The following is a 13,587-nucleotide window of genomic DNA, read 5'->3' as shown; positions in this document are numbered from 1 at the left end:
GGGCTGTAAACGGGCCGGGTTAGCCGCGTACCGCCGCCAGTTCCTTAACCGGACACTACTGATACTGATAAAGGCTTCTTGGATCTCTCATAGCAATGCCCTCTAGTTCATGAAGTGTGTTCGAAGAAGTCCGGCTGATCGTTGGAGACCTTGATGCGCAAGCCTTTGCATCGTCCGCGACGAACCAGCACGGCGTCGAGCCCGCCGCGCTTTACACGCTGCAACACCGTTTGACGGGCAAGCTTCACTGCTCTTGAAGATTTCATCTATCTCGGCAGCAAGTTCGTCGAGCCATTGCTGCAGTGCCTTCAGTTGCTCGAGGTACATCGAGCCAAGCCGTCTGAGCAACGTGGTGATGGGGGAATCGGGATTGTTGACGAGCTCAACCACTCCTTTTCTCAATTGCGGAAGCCCGACCGGGAAGATCACACCCTCTTCAGCAAACATACTCCAGATCTGATTCGATTTCGCTGTGTTCCTACTACCGTGAACATAGGTCGCGGTGCGGGGCCCACTGGGCGGCCGGCATTTCGATGACACCGGGCATACGAGACGTCATCGAGTACATTGAGAAATGATTCGCCGGAGGTGCTTGCAAATTGCTTTACTGCCACCGCTGGCAACCAGTGACATGATCAGTGCGCTCGGCAGCAAACCAAAAAAAACGCCGCACCAGACCCCGGTTGCTGACACGAGATTCACGCTGCCGAGCCAAAGCCGCTGCGTTGCGAACCCGTCTCCCAGAACCGCAACACCTATCCACAGGCTAATTATCTGCACAAATGCGGGAAACGCATTAATGCCAAGTGCACGCAGAGCCGCTGCGGCACTAGTTTGAAGGCAGTCAACGAAAATCACTAATGACAGGAAGATAAGAATTCTGTTCGAGATCGACAAAACTCTCTCGTCCGCCGTATGAAGTCGGAAGACAGCGGCTCCAAAAAACATATGTAAGCTGGCAAGTAAGAAGCCGACTGCCATCGTGACGAAGATCGCCGTTCTTGCTTTGCGGCCCGCTGCAATTTGTCCCTCAATCCCGAATGCTTGACTTATCTTGACAGAAAATAAAACTGCAAGGGAAACGACCAATGTGTACCCGACGTTATAGACGTTAGAGACGATTTGATGGGCGCTCAGCTGGTCAGCGTCGAACTTGCTTATCAATATAGTCATGTATCCGAATGCTGCAACTTCGGAAAGCGTCGAAAATGCGACGGGGAGGCCAGTTCTCAAGAGAACCACCAACTGAGATGGCTCTCGAGACAGAAAAAAATCAAATCGGAATACGGAAAATCGCCTATCGAATAAAAATAGAAGCGTGGCGCCTATACCCATGATATAGAAGGCAATGGTAGTTGACAGACCACAACCAATCAGGCCAAGCTGGAAGTGTGGGCTGTCGACCAGCGCTAGGGATAGGGTAATTTTTGCTATTAAACCAATGCCTTGCAGTGCTGTAATATAGGCTGTGGCCCGAATCGAGTTTGCGATGCAGGCTATAATTCGAAAGAGGATGAACGGCAAAGCGCTAAACGTCAGAGCATCAAGATAATCTTGAGTCGCGACCACTAAATCGGGTGATTGGTTCGACCAATGATGGACTGTCGAAAAATACTTCATAACACAGAAAAAGAATGCAGCAGCAAAGATTCCAGACGCAAATCCGTAGTAAGCGATGTATTTAAGTGTTGCTACGGATTTCTCTGCTATAATTCTCGATGCATTTATGGTGATCGACGAAAAAAACGCGGTCATGATTACACCAAGTGGACCGTAAATCGCGTTCCCCAATGCCAGCGCACCGAGGAGATCTGGCCTTCTGTTGCCGACGATAAGAACGTCTGCTACGGCATAGGCAACTACGAACAGTTGCCCGACCCAAATCGAAAAGAAGAAAGAAAGATCGCGACTTAAATTGACTAAAGATGGTTCATGTTCGGACACTTGAAATCTCCGGTGTCAGGAAACCAGTACCCTAGACGTGTATGCAAGGCGCTGCTCTACGTCGTCGCCTTCTAGCGCTTCGCGATCATTAAGCGGAGTGACGCAAGTGTTCCGTCTCCGACGGCGGTTTAACAGAAAGCTGGTCGACAAGATGTCCCACAGGCGCAGTCTAGTTGGCAAACGTGTCGAATAGGATGTCCAGAGGACGACGAACGAATCGCTTGTCCAAGGCGATCGGTTTCCGGTAGCCCGACTGCTTTCTTAGCGACTGCTTGCCCCTGCCGAAATCGCACTGTTTTCTCTGATGTCACCTCGCCCATGGGAGGTGCCAAGTCGCGCTATCAATAAACCGCAACAGTTCTATTTTCGACATGTGATCCATGCCAAGGCGCTTCAAATTGCGGCCACTTTTAAAGTAGTCAACGCCGTTGATGACCGACGCGATGTCCACCACAGCCTTGATGGTCGGAGCCTGGACTTCTACTCTCGAGCCAAGCTCGTACCAAGGGACCAAAATATAGGGTACATCCTCTGACACGTATCTGTCTTGCATGTGAGTGGGCGCTATCTTCTTCGCGTTGTGAACCTTAGTTTGCGACGCGAAATCCGAAAATTTCTCACAAGCCCCACCGTAGAAACCGACCATTTCCTGCAAAACCGTCTGCAGTCGAAACCCGAAGGCTTCCGCGATCTTCAGGCGCTCGGCGTCTACCGCCTCTATAACGTTCCCGACTGAGGGCGAAATCCCATCACGATAGAACAGGAAGTCTCCTTTCCTACTTTCTATCCAACCTGTGTTCAGGATTCCTGCCGCCGGATGAATAACACCATTATTGGACTGCATTCCGATTTCAAAAACGTTGTTGCACCACAGGAGCGTCTTAGGAAATATCTCGGAGATTTGCGACCACTGCTGCTCCCCCATATTGTTCGGAAGCGCTGCGATGGGGAGGCTGCTCTTGACTCCGGCGATAGACACTTCGCCGTCCTTGACCCAAGATGCGTATGGAGAAGCGTTGGTTTCTAGGATGGCCTGCGCGTTCAACTCGCTATGACCGAGCAAAGCGAAGAAGTTGCCATTGATGACTACGATAATGTGATTACTGAGATCGAAGCCCTTCAAATTATTAATAATGTCGGCGTGCCCGTACGATGGCACAGTGACCACAAGAAAGTGTGAAAATCGTACCGCATCGGCCATCTCGGTGGTTAAAATTGGGTTAAATTCACCTTCTATCTCCATACTAGAGGCAAGGCAACCTTTTTTCCGGATCGCGTCAATATTGCCTCGGTGTTTGGGATGACCATAAAGAAGAACATCAACTCCTCGGCTGGCAAGATCAGCCGCGAAGGTGCAACCAGTATTTCCGGCGCCGATGATTGAAACCGGCAGCTTTGAAGACATCGCCTCTCCTTCTTCACAAAGTGTAATTCGAATGATAGGTCTCGTCGAACCCCTCGCCTAAAATGAAAATTAATGTCAATGTGCAGATCCGACACCGCTGCCAACAGAGACTTGCAACAATCGCGCCAACTGCCAAAAAGCAGTCAAAAAGTTTTCCGCTTGCCATGCCAATGGTCGAATAGAGCCCCGTGGGGCGCCCGGCTGATTACCACTGTGTCGCGGACTCGACAAAGCTCACATCTGCTGCAGGGTTGTCGAGTTCGCGACATATCGGTAGGTGCTCTGGTCCGTCTATGAAAGCCCCCATTTTTGACAAGCGGGTCTGATGGGTCGTCGCTCAAGATTTCGGGGGCGCGAATGGCGACGGGAGAAACTGGACGCGTGCAAATGGCTCGGTGAAGAGAGGCGATAGTGTTATTGCCGATAGTGCAGGATGTTTGCGGAAGCAGGGCCACGGTCGAGGAGATAGATGCGGCAATCGTTGGTCAAGGACACGTTAGCGGCTCCGTGCCTCGGGGAAGGGCGCGCGAGGGGAACTACACAGGCCGAGCGACAGAGATGGCGCCAAGAATTCGGACATTTCGTTGAGTGGAAAAGCTGGGGCGTGAGTCGGCCATAATGGCTGGCGACAAGGAACCAGAAGATGACGAAACGAAACCGACGGACACACTCACCGGCGTTCAAGGCAAAGGTGGCCCTAGCGGCGCTCAAGGGCGACAAGACGCTGGCAGCGCTGGCCCAGCAGTTTGAGGTTCATCCGAGCCAGATCACGGACTGGAAGAAGCAACTGCAGGAGTGGGTTGTCCACGGCCGGGCGGCGGGTCGCCTGTCACGACCACGACGCTGCCTGGCGGTGGACAACCCGCGCGTCGATAAGCTTTGACCTTGCGCATGCAGGTTTTCGAACTCGAGCGGCGAACAGTAACCGATGCTGCTGTGCAGGCGGCGTATGTTGTACCAGCTCTCCAGAAACGAGAACAGACGCCGCCGTGCCTGTTCGTGGGTCGCGAAGTGTTCGCGACAGAGCAGTTCGGCTTCGAGTGTGCCGAAGAACGACTCGCACATCGCGTTGACGCTCCTATGTCAAGCGAAGGCTGTAGAGTCAGCTAGATCGGCGAGAATGAGAGGGTAAAGTTCTCGCACTATGTACCGCTTCAGGCAGCGGTGAATTTCCTTCTTCGAGATATCCTCATGGCTGCGACGTTGCACGTACGCTTTCGTCCTCGGGTCACTACGCATCCGGACCATCGCTATTGTCCATAGCGCGTTGTTCGCGGAACGGTTTCCCCCGCGATTCAGTCGATGCCGTACTGTTTTCCCGGATGAGGCCTGGAGAGGGCTCGTTCCGCAAAGTGCTGCGAGAGACGCTTCATTTTTGAGGCGTTCAGGGTTGTCGCCGGCAACAGTAACGAGTGTCGCGGCGGTGTGAGGTCCGACACCGAAGCGCCCCCTAAGCCGACAAGCGTACTGGTTGGTAAGCTTCTCCAGCATTGCATCGAGCGTCTTCAGTTCTTCCTCCAAAGCCACCCACCGCTTGGCCAGCAAGCGAAGCGTGATGGCCAGAGTCTGCAACATGGGAGTGTTGCCAGCGACCTGACTCGAGCGCAGTTCGCAACGCACTCGGCCATCTTCGTGCTTGAAAGGCGTTGGCGAACGTCTTGGGGTGCGCTGGCGAGCAGGCTTCTCAGCTGATTGATGGCTTGGGTTTTCGCCTTAACAGCACTTCGCCCAGCGCGCATAGCCTCAGCAGCGCCCGATTTGTCTTTTGGGATGGCTGCGGCCTTGCCCGAAAGGACGGCGCGTGCAGCGCTTTCGGCGTCGGTGGTATCGGATTTGCCGCGAAACCTGCGATCTGCGCGGCCCGGCCGGTTCACTTCCCGAACTTCAATCTCATGATCGAGCAGAACGCGCGTCAGCCCTGCGCCGGATTGGATGCAGTTTTGCCGATGGAGCAGCCAGTCGGGGGCGCCGGCGCGGCAATCACGGTTGTGTCTGGCCCTCACAGGTGCAAACGATCGCGCGCGGCAGAAAAACCGTCCGGCGTTCTACGCATAGGGATTTTTACTGCCAGCTTGTTATTTCCAGTTCGAACTGGTCTCGCAACAACGCAGCGAATTCCTCCGCCAATTGTGAGACTGCTCTGTGCGGAGGATAGAGAAGGAAGTTGGGGTAGTTGACGGATGGTGAAAAGGGCAGAACCTTGATTCCCTGGCCTACATAATCCGTAGCCACCAGGGGATGGGCCAATGTAACGCCGAGCCCGAGCTTTACCATCTCGCAACATGTGGCACTGTATTGCGCTTCGAGCGACAGCACGCGTTCGACCGCCTCCTGCTCGAAGACACGGTCGGTTTCTTCCCTCGAGCCATCTCCATGCACGAGCGAGATGTATTGCTCGCCGCGAAGGTCGGTAGCCTTTATTCTGCTTTTTCCAGCGAGACGATGGCTTTTCGGCAAGAGGCAAACGACCTCTGCGTCAGGCAGCGCAATCGCCTGGCAGGTAGCGGCGGCAGATACGAACGCGACGATTCCGACGTCGCAGAACTGTGACGAGACCCATTGCTCTACCGTGTTAGACGTATTCGTATGGATCGATACGGTCACATCGGGGCGGGACTGCCTGAAGCGCTGCACGACTCTGGGAAGGAAGCTCATCCCGATGCCGGGGATTGACGCAATGCGCAGGCGGCCGCTGCCGAGATTGCGAATGCTGTCGGCCGCGTACGCGAGGCTTTTCAGCCCGACGAAGACGCGCTCAACCTCGCGAAACAGAGCTTTTGCCTCCGGCTTTGGACTGAGACGTCCACCGGAGCGCTCGAAGAGAACGAGCCGCGTATCGGCCTCGAGTTGAGTAATGAGCCTGCTCACGTTGGACTGAGAAGTATGCAGTTCTTCGGCGGCGCCGGTGGTTGAACCGGCTTGCATCACTGCGCGGAAGGCCTCGATTTGACGTAGCTTCATCTTGGCTATCTCGTTTCGGCATAGGGTTGCATTATATTGGTATTTGACTGCATAGGAAGGGGCCGTCAACATCCGTACTACTACGCACGTGGCTCGTTGGTAGCGAAGACGCTTCAGGCAAAGCCGATGCTTTTTTCTCTGCTGCGCGAGGCGCATACAGGAGGGGCGAGCTACGGCGAGGAATCGTTATCTTGCGCGAGGACGCAGTATGAAGACACACCATTTGACGGGCTCCTACGATGCGATTGTCGTCGGCGGTGGGTTGGTCGGGTCTGCTGTCGCCTATGGCATCGCCCGCGAGGGCGCTCAAGTCCTCGTTATTGACGAGGGGGACGACACGTTCGGCGCGTCGGCGGGCAACTTCGGCCTGGTCTGGGTGCAGGGCAAAGGTATCGGACAACCCGCGTACACTACATGGACCCGGGAATCCGCGGCGCTCTGGCCATCATTCGCCGACGCCTTGCGCGATGAAACCGGCGTGGACGTGCAGTTGCTGCAGCCGGGCGGTTTTGATTTGTGTTTCTCAGATGGCGAGCTCGAGGAGCGTGGAAAGCAGCTGCTGCGGCTATCGAACGACGCCGGTGGCGACTATCCTTTCGAGGTTCTCGGCCGCGCGGACCTGAAGGCCCGGATACCGGAAATTGGCGGGTCCATCGCTGGCGCAACGTATACGCCGATGGACGGTCACGTGAATCCGCTAAAGCTACTGCTCGGCTTACGAAGAGGCTTGACCAACCGCAAAGCACACCTCGTTAACTCCGAGAGGGTGGTGCGCATTGACTCCCAACCCGGCGGATTCGTTGTATGCGGACAGCGGGGGCACTGGTGCTCTGCACGGGTCGTGCTCGCTGCGGGTCTGGGCAACAAGGACCTTGCGCCCATGGTCGGATTACAGGCTGCCGTCGTGCCAATACGCGGTCAAGTCCTCATAAGCGAGCGCGTCGCGACGTTCCTTCGCTTCCCAACCGCCACAGTGCGGCAGACGGATGAAGGCACCGTCCAATTGGGCGACTCACTTGAGAACGTCGGCTTCGATAACGGTGTCACAACGGACGTGCTCTCGGAAATAGCAACGCGCGGGGTGAAAGCTTTTCCACTGCTTCGTGAAGTTCGGCTCGTGCGGGCATGGGGGGCTCTCCGCGTGATGACTCCGGATGGATTCCCGATCTACGAGGAGTCCGCGATCTGTCCCGGGGCCTTCAATATCAGCTGCCATAGCGGGGTAACGCTTGCCGCGGCGCACGCGCTGCGGCTTGCGGGTTGGACAACCGGCGAACGGCGAGTTCCGAATTTCCAGTCGTTTGCCGCGGATCGCTTCCGAAATCAATATGAATCATTTTCCCATGTCGATTGAACCGCTCTTCGAGCAACTGCCGGTTGCGCAAGGTCCAAAGGTGCGCATTACCTTCAACGATGTACCTTATGAGGTGCCTGACGGAATGAACCTGGCTGCCGCGCTCCTTGGTGCGGGTGTTCGACGTTTCCGCAGTACGCCTGTGAGCGGATCCCCGCGGGCACCCTATTGCATGATGGGTGTTTGCTTCGAGTGTCTGGTCGAGATCGACGCGACTCCGAACTGCCAGAGCTGTCTCGAAAGCGCGCGTGACGGCATGGTCATTCGGTCACAAGAAGGCGTGCGGCAGGTGCTGGCCGAATTCAGCGCTGAGTCAGCAAGCACGATTGGTGGAAAGGGGCAGCGTCAATGATGCCAGAATCAGTTGATGTCGTAGTTGTCGGTGCAGGACCAGCAGGCATGAGTGCCGCGACCACCGCCGCGCAGGCGGGACTTAAGGTTGTGCTGCTTGACGAACAAATGGCAGTTGGCGGCCAGATCTATCGGTCTATTACCCGCGCTGACGACAAACGCATTGACTTGCTAGGGCCGGACTACGCGTCTGGAAGCACTATCGCTGTGGCTTTGTCCGCAAGCAATGTCCGTCATGTAACCGGTGCCCAAGTATGGTTTGTGAGCAGAGAGCATGCGGTACATTACACGCAGCAAGGGCAGAGCAAGTCCCTGGTGGCGCGTCACGTTGTGCTCGCCACGGGCGCCATGGAAAGACCATTTCCGATTGTCGGCTGGACTACACCTGGAGTGATGACCGCCGGCGCCGCGCAGATTCTGCTGAAAGCATCTGGCACGGTACCTAGGCAGCCGGTCGTGCTCGCAGGCTGTGGACCACTACTCTATCTGCTTGCCTGGCAGTACTTGCGTGCGGGCGTGCCCATCCGGGCCTTCGTGGAGACGACTGGTCTTGCAGACAAATTCAGAGCGGCGAAACATTGGTCGAGCGCCCTATTGGGATGGCGCGACTTGACGAAAGGCCTCAACTTGTTGCGAGCGCTCAGAAGGGCACGCGTACCAGTATACCGAGGTGCAACAGAGCTGCGTGTTGAAGGCGAGCCGGTTGCCACAGCACTGACCTTCATAGCGAGCAAGAAGCGTCAACGCATTGATGCTCCACTGATACTTCTGCATCAGGGGATTGTGCCAAATACGCAAATCACCTGGTCGCTTCAGGCATCGCATCATTGGGACACGAACCAACTGTGCTGGGTTCCGGACCGCAACGACGTCTTCGAGCTGGACGTGCCAGACGTTTTCGTTGCAGGCGATGGTGGCGGCATCGCTGGCGCGAAGGCCGCGGCGACGCAAGGACAGATCTGTGGGCTTGAGATAGGCCGCCGTCACGGCAGGATCGAAAGACGTGAGTTTGATAAGCGGCTCGACAGCTCACGCTCGGAGCATGCCGGGCATCTTAGCGTACGGCCGTTTCTCGATGCGCTATATCGACCTTGCGACGGAACACGAATTCCGGCAGATGACGTACTGGTCTGTAGATGCGAGGAGGTCACGGCAGCCGAGATCCGGCAATCGGTAGCGCTTGGATGCGTTGGTCCCAACCAGACCAAGGCGTTCAATCGATGTGGTATGGGCCCCTGCCAGGGCCGACTATGCGGGCTGACAGTCACGGAGATCATCGCGCGAGAGCGTCGTGTCTCCCCGGAAGTCGTCGGCTACTACCGGATCAGACCACCCATAAAACCTCTTACACTTGGGCAGTTGGCGTCAATTGGCGACCATGCCGAATAACACGTGCAACGTTGAAACAGGATGCCGCAATCAGCAATGTAATCGCTACGATCCACACGGACAGCAGTTACGACAGACCCGGGAAGACGCGCTTCATCTACGACGTTCACGGCGACTGAATCCTGATTTTTAAAAAAGGGAATTTTATGATAATCCGTCAAGGAATTACTGGAAGGCTGAGCAAAGCTTTGGTGGTGAATGGCTTTGCGTTTCTATCGGGTCTGACTGACGTTGCCCGCGAATTTCGGATCCCTTATCTGAAGGCCGTCGGAACGGACAAGTCCCGCATCGCGGTTGCGAACATCTGGCTGCGGGACGTTCGTACATTGTAAGAAGTTCAAGCTACGGCCACATGGCATGCTCAGAATTTGTGACGAATGGCGACACGAGCGACGACCTGGTTCTGGCTCGACGACACGTCAGCGGCACCTGGCACATAAGCGAAGTCGAGCACAGTTCCGGTCCGGTCGCCGCCAACGTGCTGATAGACGCCCTGAACATATAGATCGGTGCGTTTGGACAGGTTGTAATCGGCCATCCAACCAACCATTTGGTAGCTTGGGTTAAGCTTGCCTGCGGTACTGTTGAAGTCGACTCGCGTGTATGTGTACATGGCCCCCGCATAGAACGCCGGGGTGAACTGATACTTGCCGTTTATTTCGAAATTCTGAAAGCGCAGGCTGGAAAGCGTGCCTGCGGCCGGGGTAATGTCACCGACGTATCCGGATGCAGTCGGATTAGCTACGTACGTGTTCGTGTACGCGACACCAACATTAGCGGACCCGAAGGTGTAGCTCGCGCCTGCGCCGAAAATACGCAATTTGCTTCCTACGAAGTTCTCGTCGCCTTCATTATTGATCGCACCGCCGGCTGTAGCCGATGGATTGTTGGCCTGCAGATACGCCGCCGCGAGAAGCAGTCCACCGGTGGTGTACTGCGCACCGAGGCTGTATTGCCGATTGTTGGCAAAGTTCGTATCGTTCGAGAAGCTATACGTGCCGCCAAACTGAAACCCTGCGATCGTCGGGCTGGTGTACTTTACGGTATTGTTTACGCGGAAACTGTTGTCCGTGTTGTCATTGTCATAGGGGTGCGAAAAAAGGTAGCCCGCCCAGTTGCCGTTCGCGGTGGTCTGCGCCAGGTAGTCGACGACCGAATCATACTGTCGACCCAATGTCACGGAACCGAACTGATTCGAGGAAATTCCGACGTATGCCTGACGGCCGAACATCAGCCCGCCTTGCCCGAGTCGACCATTGTTGGCATTGAAGCCGTTCTCCAGTTTGAAAATCGCGCTCAGCCCGCTGCCAAGACCCTCTGTTCCTCTAAGACCCCAGCGGCTACCTTGAGCGTAGCCGCTCTGGAGTTCATATACTTTCGAACCTGCGACATTGTTGGTGTAACCGAAGCCTTCATCAATCAGACCGTAAAGCGTCACAGTAGATTGAGCGAATACCGGAGTTGCGATAGTGGAGATAAAAAGTACAGCAAGTGTGATTTTTTTCATTAAAGTCTCCGAATATTAAAATATAACTACGTGAAAACGTCCTTGTCGACGGACCCAAATTAACCACGCCTGATTCGTATCCGATCTATCAGTAATACTGACGAAAAATAAGACGTCGCCGGCAGTTTTCTCACGGTCGCGGGCTACTTCAGGCTGCCAGAGAGAAACTGCCTGAGTCGTTCGCTGCACGGCTTGCTCAATACTTCCTCAGGAAGCCCCTCTTCCTCCGTGCGTCCTTTATGAAGAAACACTACATGATTTGATACGTTGCGGGCGAACCCCATTTCATGCGTAACCACAATCATTGTGCGTCCTTCGTCTGCGAGCTTTTGCATTACCTTGAGAACTTCACCTACCAGCTCCGGGTCGAGTGCAGATGTTGGTTCATCGAACAGCATCACGTCAGGGTTCATCGCCAACGCGCGCGCAATCGCGACACGTTGCTGCTGCCCTCCGGAGAGATGCGAGGGATACTGCTTCTCCACGCGCGGCGCGAGTCCGACTTTCTCCAGGTATTCACGCGCGCGCTCTTCGGCCTCGCGACGCGGCAGCCCGAGCACATATATCGGCGCCTCAACAATGTTATCGAGAACGTTCATGTGCGCCCAGAGATTGAAATGCTGGAACACCATCGAGAGTTTCGTCCGGATACGCTGCAGCTGCTTCGGGTTCGCGACGTCGAGATAGCCGGATTTATTGGACTGCGTCTTTACGGCTTCGCCATCGACCGAGATGCGCCCGGAGTTCGGTCGCTCAAGAAAGTTGATGCAACGAAGAAACGTACTCTTTCCCGAGCCACTTGCCCCGATGATGCTGATAACGTCACCCTTGTTTGCCTTCAGGGACACGCCCTTGAGCACCTCGTGGTCTGCGAAGCGTTTATGGATGTCATGAACTTCTAACTTGCAAGTTTCTGTCTGAGTCGTGCGCCTCAACATTCTGATCCCTTATCGTTACGTTTAAAGCACCGGTGTGTCGGACACCTTGGCTGGACACCAACGTGCAAGCTTAGTGAGCACGCGGTCCGAGGTAGCCGAGCCAGTGGCGTTCAGCACGCCGGAACACAGCAACCAGCGCGAAAGAGATGGTCAGGTAAAGAAGCGCGGCAATACCAAATGCCTGGAACGACTGGTAGGTTGCTGAGTTGGCATCGCGGGCGACCTTCAGGATATCGGGCACGGTCGCCGTGAAAGCAACCGAGGTGGCATGCAGCATAAGGATCACCTCGTTGCTGTAGAGAGGCAGGGACCTTCGCAACGCGGAAGGGATGATGATGCGTCTGTACAGGGTGAACCAGTTCATTCCGTACGCGCGTGCTGCCTCAACTTCACCGTGAGACATCGAGCGCATCGCGCCAGCGAATATCTCGGTCGTGTAGGCGCACGTATTAAGCGCAAACGCAACAGTTACGCAGTGGTAACCGCTTCGAAAGAAGGCATCGGTAAGCTCATGCGACCGAATAAAGTCGAAGCTATAAATACCCGTATAGATCAGAAGCAATTGCACGTACAACGGTGTGCCCCGGAAGACATACGTGTAGAAACGCACGGGCATGCTTATGCATCGATTCGTGGAGACACGAGCCACCGCGAGGGGCACCGCCATCAAAAAGCCGACTACGAGAGATGCCACCAGCAGCCAGAGGGTGACGGCGAGGCCGGAGACGCGCTGCCCGTCCCAATACAGGAAAGCGCGCCAGAACTGGTTAAGGATATCGATCATGAGCCTAGAGTTCCGCGTGACGAACGCCAGTCGAGAATCGTTTCTCGAGCCTGAACAGCATGAAATTGGAGATGGTTGTCATCGCGAGATAGATGAGCGCGGCACACATGACAAAGAAGAACATTTTGAACGTGCTCTTACCCGCATCCTGTGTGGCCTTTACGACGTCTGCCAGGCCGATAATGGAGACCAGCGCAGTCGCCTTGACCAGAACCTGCCAGTTGTTGCCGATGCCCGGAAGTGCGAAGCGCATCATTTGAGGAAACAGGATGCGCCGGAAAATAAGAACCCCATTCATTCCATAGGCGGCGCCCGCTTCCAGTTGACCGCGCGGCACTGCAAGGAATGCGCCCCGAAAGGTTTCCGTGAAGTAGGCTCCATAGATGAAGCCGAGTGTCAGGACGCCTGCCGCGAACGGGTCGATGTCAAATTGCGCGAGACCCAGGGCGTCGGTAAGATTGTTGACCGCGATCTGGATGCTGTAAAAGACAAGGAGCATCAGGACAAGGTCTGGTACCGATCGTATCAAGGTCGTGTACGCTGAGCCGATTGCGCGAAAACCACGATTTAGCGAGAGCTTCGCGACGGCGCCCATGAGGCCAAGGACAACCGCGGCCGCTAGCGAGAGCATCGACAATTCAATTGTCCGCACAGTGCCGGCCAGCAACTGCGGACCAAATCCGAATAGAAACACATGCGTCTCCGTGCTTGTTATAGGTAGAAAACGGCGAGCCGAAAGCTTTCGCATCTCTGTTGTGCGGCAACCATTCAGTCACCCAGGCGGCAAGGAAAATCGCGGCGGCTCGGAAGGGGCACTCACCGGGCACGCAGCAGCGTCTTGTCCCACATCTCCTTCAACAAAGGCGTGGGAGAACAGAATAGGTAACGGCCCCTTTTCCGATGGCCATTGGTTAGCCTGACGGTCTCCAAATGCCGGACTTTGGCCGCTGGCGA

At 55.5% G+C, this 13,587-nt stretch carries 13 protein-coding genes and 1 pseudogene; 4 read left to right on the top strand and 10 right to left on the bottom strand.

Annotated elements, in window-relative coordinates; all coding sequences use genetic code 11:
- Nucleotides 1-102: 102 nt before the first annotated feature.
- From HDG34_RS39430 to HDG34_RS24735, 3 genes are all read right to left on the bottom strand, one after another.
- Nucleotides 103-447, bottom strand: coding sequence for a hypothetical protein (locus HDG34_RS39430; RefSeq protein WP_260321320.1), 345 nt, complete (start codon nt 445-447; stop codon nt 103-105).
- Nucleotides 448-555: 108 nt separating this feature from the next.
- Nucleotides 556-1,944 (bottom strand): MATE family efflux transporter, encoded by a 1,389-nt coding sequence (locus HDG34_RS24740; protein WP_311734871.1) that lies wholly within the window; start codon nt 1,942-1,944, stop codon nt 556-558.
- Between the two features lie 307 nt (nt 1,945-2,251).
- Nucleotides 2,252-3,349 (bottom strand): NAD/NADP octopine/nopaline dehydrogenase family protein, encoded by a 1,098-nt coding sequence (locus tag HDG34_RS24735; RefSeq protein WP_184062903.1) that lies wholly within the window; start codon nt 3,347-3,349, stop codon nt 2,252-2,254.
- A 643-nt stretch (nt 3,350-3,992) separates the two neighbouring features.
- On the opposite strand from HDG34_RS24735, the pseudogene HDG34_RS24730 reads away from it, so the two are divergent.
- Nucleotides 3,993-4,145: pseudogene (locus tag HDG34_RS24730) on the top strand (transposase); the annotation flags it as partial.
- Here the strand turns inward: HDG34_RS24730 and HDG34_RS40210 are convergent.
- From HDG34_RS40210 to HDG34_RS24715, 3 genes are all read right to left on the bottom strand, one after another.
- Nucleotides 4,103-4,414 (bottom strand): IS3 family transposase, encoded by a 312-nt coding sequence (locus HDG34_RS40210; protein ID WP_184062901.1) that lies wholly within the window; start codon nt 4,412-4,414, stop codon nt 4,103-4,105. The pseudogene HDG34_RS24730 and the gene HDG34_RS40210 sit on opposite strands and share 43 nt — an antisense overlap.
- Before the next feature lie 18 nt (nt 4,415-4,432).
- Entirely contained in the window at nt 4,433-4,924 is a 492-nt protein-coding gene (locus HDG34_RS39420) for a transposase (protein WP_260321319.1), read from the bottom strand.
- Between the two features lie 486 nt (nt 4,925-5,410).
- The gene (locus HDG34_RS24715; RefSeq protein ID WP_184062899.1) at nt 5,411-6,310 is read right to left on the bottom strand and encodes a LysR substrate-binding domain-containing protein; all 900 of its coding nucleotides are present in this window, start codon (nt 6,308-6,310) and stop codon (nt 5,411-5,413) included.
- A gap of 208 nt (nt 6,311-6,518) precedes the next feature.
- Between HDG34_RS24715 and HDG34_RS24710 the strand changes: the two genes are divergently transcribed.
- The 3 genes from HDG34_RS24710 to HDG34_RS24700 are packed head-to-tail and all read left to right on the top strand — an operon-like array spanning nt 6,519 to nt 9,404.
- The gene (locus HDG34_RS24710) at nt 6,519-7,664 is read left to right on the top strand and encodes an FAD-binding oxidoreductase (RefSeq protein WP_184062897.1); all 1,146 of its coding nucleotides are present in this window, start codon (nt 6,519-6,521) and stop codon (nt 7,662-7,664) included.
- Nucleotides 7,639-8,016: a (2Fe-2S)-binding protein gene (locus HDG34_RS24705; protein WP_409259537.1), complete on the top strand. Its 378-nt coding sequence runs from the start codon at nt 7,639-7,641 to the stop codon at nt 8,014-8,016. The genes HDG34_RS24710 and HDG34_RS24705 overlap by 26 nt, the downstream gene beginning before the upstream one ends.
- Nucleotides 8,013-9,404 (top strand): NAD(P)/FAD-dependent oxidoreductase, encoded by a 1,392-nt coding sequence (locus HDG34_RS24700; RefSeq protein ID WP_184062895.1) that lies wholly within the window; start codon nt 8,013-8,015, stop codon nt 9,402-9,404. The genes HDG34_RS24705 and HDG34_RS24700 overlap by 4 nt, the downstream gene beginning before the upstream one ends.
- A gap of 361 nt (nt 9,405-9,765) precedes the next feature.
- Here the strand turns inward: HDG34_RS24700 and HDG34_RS24695 are convergent, their stop codons facing one another.
- The 4 genes from HDG34_RS24695 to HDG34_RS24680 all read right to left on the bottom strand — a co-directional run bounded on the left by HDG34_RS24695 (nt 9,766) and on the right by HDG34_RS24680 (nt 13,327).
- Entirely contained in the window at nt 9,766-10,911 is a 1,146-nt protein-coding gene (locus tag HDG34_RS24695) for a porin (protein WP_184062892.1), read from the bottom strand.
- Nucleotides 10,912-11,054: 143 nt separating this feature from the next.
- Nucleotides 11,055-11,849, bottom strand: a complete 795-nt coding sequence (locus HDG34_RS24690; RefSeq protein WP_184062890.1) for an ABC transporter ATP-binding protein — start codon at nt 11,847-11,849, stop codon at nt 11,055-11,057.
- Nucleotides 11,850-11,919: 70 nt separating this feature from the next.
- Complete coding sequence (locus HDG34_RS24685) at nt 11,920-12,633, bottom strand: ABC transporter permease (RefSeq protein WP_184062888.1); 714 nt, start codon at nt 12,631-12,633, stop codon at nt 11,920-11,922.
- A 4-nt stretch (nt 12,634-12,637) separates the two neighbouring features.
- Nucleotides 12,638-13,327: an ABC transporter permease gene (locus HDG34_RS24680; protein WP_184062886.1), complete on the bottom strand. Its 690-nt coding sequence runs from the start codon at nt 13,325-13,327 to the stop codon at nt 12,638-12,640.
- Nucleotides 13,328-13,587 lie beyond the last annotated feature (260 nt).

The sequence above is a fragment of the Paraburkholderia sp. HC6.4b genome, assembly GCF_014200875.1.
GTDB lineage: Bacteria > Pseudomonadota > Gammaproteobacteria > Burkholderiales > Burkholderiaceae > Paraburkholderia > Paraburkholderia tuberum.
The sequence above is the reverse complement of the archived record's forward strand: the minus strand, read 5'-3'. Positions and strand labels throughout refer to the sequence as shown.